The organism is Frankia sp. KB5, assembly GCF_002099325.1.
GTDB lineage: Bacteria > Actinomycetota > Actinomycetes > Frankiales > Frankiaceae > Frankia > Frankia casuarinae.
Genome location: NZ_MRUJ01000156.1, coordinates 1 through 2,808 on the forward strand (window position 1 = coordinate 1; position 2,808 = coordinate 2,808).

General features: G+C 69.8%; 3 protein-coding genes. 1 reads left to right on the forward strand and 2 read right to left on the reverse strand.

Going from position 1 to position 2,808, the window contains the following annotated elements:
• Positions 1-298: 298 nt before the first annotated feature.
• Entirely contained in the window at positions 299-871 is a 573-nt protein-coding gene (locus tag KBI5_RS15800; protein ID WP_011435577.1) for a GNAT family N-acetyltransferase, read from the reverse strand.
• A 2-nt stretch (positions 872-873) separates the two neighbouring features.
• On the reverse strand, positions 874-2,415 hold the full coding sequence (locus KBI5_RS15805) for a hypothetical protein (protein ID WP_241882948.1): 1,542 nt from the start codon (positions 2,413-2,415) through the stop codon (positions 874-876).
• 34 nt (positions 2,416-2,449) lie between these two features.
• Here KBI5_RS15805 and KBI5_RS15810 point away from each other — a divergent pair, with 34 nt between their 5' ends.
• A complete protein-coding gene (locus KBI5_RS15810; protein WP_023840443.1) occupies positions 2,450-2,680 on the forward strand; it encodes a DUF397 domain-containing protein in 231 nt (76 codons plus the stop codon).
• Positions 2,681-2,808: the final 128 nt, after the last annotated feature.

Here is a 2,808-nt window from a genome sequence, read left to right on the forward strand (position 1 = left end):
CGGGACAAGCCCGCCCACGCCCCCGCAATTCGTCCCGGAACAGGCCTTCAAAGCCAGGGACGAGACGTTCGGCGACGCTGTTCTCGCAGGTCGCGGGCCCGCAACCCCCTCCGGCGGGCATAACCGACCTATCCGGCCTTTGCGACTTATCAGGATGAAGACGTAGTTTCGCTCACGGAAATGAACATCACCGCGCACCGCATCGGCCGGGACCGCTGCGCTGTCCCTGCCAGGCGCGACCGCCATGACAGCAGCGACGCTCTGACGCAGAGATCAACGAAGCTGTTCCGCGGGCAAGTCAGCCTTTGCTCTCCTCGGGTCGGTTGGCGGCCCAGGAGGCACGGCTGATCGCGTGGACGTTGTTCGCCTTCCACGGGCCGACGTCGGCGATCTCACGGAAGGTCATCCCGAGCTTGCGGGCAATCATGTTCATGCCCGCGTTCTCCTGATGCGTTGCGGTGATCAGCTCGTCGACGTCGAGGTGGGCGAACCCGAAGTCGAGCGCCGCCGTGATCGCTTCGGTGCCCAGGCCTTGGCCCCAGCGGTCGCGGCGGATCGACACCGCGACCTCCACGCCTGGCCAGCCCTGGGCGAAGTAGGTGCCGGCGCGGCCGAGGAACTCCCCGCTGGCCCGGTCCTCGACCGCCCACATGCCGTGCCCGCGGATCGCCCACATGCCGATCAGATGGGTGACCAGCCGCTCGGTGCCGGCCCGGTCGAACGTGCCGTCCAGGTAGCGCATGGTCTCCGGGTCGGCGTTCATCGCCGCGTACGGGTCGAGGTCGACGACCTTCCAGCCGCGCAGCACCAGCCGTTCGGTGAGCACGGTGGGGATGGTGACGACCGTCGGGGTTCCGTAGTGGAGGGTCATGGTCACGCCTGGCCCACGGTGAGTTCGAGGCGAGGGCGTGCCTGCCAGCGGTCCCAGAAGTCCCGTACCGGTTCGACGGTGGGGTGGCCGGTGAACGCTGTGGCGATCTCGGCGACCCGGTCGCAGACCGAGGCAGTGGGCCGGGTGTCCAGCATGTCGACGACCTTCCCCGTCACGGCCGCGGCTTCGTCGATCTCAGGCTCCTCCCGGGCGGTGAGGCTGGCCGCGAGCGCGAGCAGCGCGTGGCCGTAGTCCTCGAACCCGCCCGCCTGGCCTCCTTCGTAGGCGGCGAGCGCGGCTCGGGCTATCGGCTCGGCCTCGACGCCACCGCCGATCCGGGTCAGGACCCCGGCGTACATCATCTCGGCGGCGGCCGGGCCGAACGGGCTGATCCCGGGCTGCAGCGGCAGGTCCGTGACCGACGTGCGCATCCGGTTCAACGCCGCCCGGGTGCCCTCGACGTCGCCGAGCGCGCCAAGGGCCCGCGCCTCGTAGCTGGCGATCCGGGCCCGGGTGTACGGGTTGTCCGCCACGACCGCGGTCTTCCGAGCCGAGACGGCGGCTTCCTGGTAGCGGCGGCCGTAGAACGCCAGCGTCGTCACCATCTCCCCGACCGACGCGGTCAGCACCACGTCGTCGGTCTGGCTCGCGTGGTCTTCGGCGAGGCGGATGAACCGGCGCGAAGCCAGGGTGTCTCCGAGGTTGAACGACAGCCGCGACAGCATGTAGGAGGCGTAGCCGGCGGCGACGGTGAGCCTGGTCTGCGGGCGGGCCCGGCCACTGCCGTTCATCAGGTGGTGGTGCGCCGACTTCCACGTCTTCCACACCTTCGGCGCGAGCCGCTGGTGCGGTTCGACGGTGAACGCGACGGTGTGCGCGTTGATCGCGTCGTCGATCTCGTCGAGGGTCAGCACATCGGGGGCGGACGAGGTCCACTCCCGGTACATCTGGGCGGCGACGAGGCTCGCGGCGGCGAGTTCGAACGCCTGCCGACGGTTGGCGTCCACGGGTTCCTCCTGCCTGCTCGGGTCGAGCCCCAGGTCCCGGGCCCGCTTCTCCCTGACAGCTTCGTCCCGCAATCGCCGGATGGCTCCCGCTGCGGCCAACGCCGTGTCCAGCGCGTCCGCGAGGTCCGCGGACGGGATCTCCTGGCCGTTGACGGCCCGAGAGATCTGCTGGCGTTTGAAGCCGGTGCGGGCTTCGAGCCGGCTGTTGTTGGTCCGATGCTGATCACGCAGTGTCCGCAGCAGATCGGCCAGGTTGGCGAGTGCGTCGTTTCGCTGACCAGCTTGCACCTTCGGCCTCCCCGTCGACGCCTTCGCAGGTGGGTGCAACGAGCTGTTGCATGCACGCAACGAGCCGTTGCGTTCTGTTGCTCCGTTTGGGCGCAGTGTGTCATGGGTGCTGCGCGCGGTGAACACGCCGATCCGGTCCCGTCCGTTCCACCAGCTCAGGGCGGATGAACCCCGGGTCGTGTCGTGTCGCCGCTTCTGCTCCCGCCGGGCCTGGGCCGAGTCGTGCGGCCCGGGTTCGGCGGGCTCCACCCGTCCACACCGATCGCATCGTTTCGAGGAACCCGTGTCTGTTGCGCCCACCGGCATGCCTGTCCCGGCCGTCCCACGATGGCGGCGCCCGTCCACGCTCGACCCGACGGTGCCCGATGCCGTCGAAGTCGCCCTCGACGGGCACCGTGTGTTGATCAGGTCGAGTCTGGGCCCGTCGGTGCGGACCACCCCCGGCGCGTTCGGGGACTTCGTCCGTGCGGTCAAGCGGGGCGAGTACGACGACCTGCTCGGCGAGGTGGCGTGATGCCTGCTTCCACGCAGGCGTCGATCGCGCTGCTGCACACGGCCATGGTCGACCTTGTCCTGGCGAAGGAGCCCGTCTCCGCCCCGGTCGTAGCCGCGTTGAGGGCCGTGCCCCGGGACCTGTTCCTG

Coding starts and splice junctions, on each gene's coding strand:
- KBI5_RS15800 (WP_011435577.1), bottom strand. CDS start 871: ATGACCCTCCACTACGGAACCCCGACGGTCGTCACCATCCCCACCGTG.